This window comes from Pseudomonas sp. 30_B (assembly GCF_017491605.1).
Taxonomy (GTDB): domain Bacteria; phylum Pseudomonadota; class Gammaproteobacteria; order Pseudomonadales; family Pseudomonadaceae; genus Pseudomonas.
This window is the reverse complement of record NZ_JAFGYY010000247.1, coordinates 1-483: the sequence shown is the minus strand read 5'-3', so window position 1 is coordinate 483 and position 483 is coordinate 1. Positions and strand designations below refer to the sequence as shown.

Here is a 483-nt window from a genome sequence, read left to right as displayed (position 1 = left end):
CGTTCACCGCACGGCTCAGGACGTTGCTGCTTTCCTTGTTGGCCATCGGTGGCACCAGCTTGCCGTGATTCTTGCTGGCGAGCGTGGTGTGTTTCGTTTGTTTGCTGCTCTTGCTCGCAGGAGCCGAAGCATGGGATTTAGGGGTGAAACCGTTAACGTTGGGAAGACGTTGCTCACGATTGGTGGCGTGGGCGGCCAGTGGCATTAATAGGCAAATAGTTAGCCATGTCTTGAAAAATGGTCGCATTAGGCGTGGCTCTTATGTGGTAGCGCGCAACTTTATAACAGCTTTTTTGTCCCTTCCGAGGCCGTTGGTCGATTCAATCGGGAGGCAACGGAACCAAACAAGCGGCAAATGGACGCGATTGTCCGACAGAAGTCAGGTGTTATAAGGATTTGACGGCAGACACGCTAACATTTGCCATACGTCGGCTACCTGTAAAAAAGTCACAAAGATTTAAAGAATATTTATCTATCGTGTGC

General features: G+C 50.3%; 1 pseudogene. It reads right to left on the bottom strand.

What is annotated here, in order from left to right:
* Window positions 1-247: pseudogene (locus J5M67_RS28120) on the bottom strand (peptidase P60); the annotation flags it as partial.
* Between the last annotated feature and the right edge of the window lie 236 nt (window positions 248-483).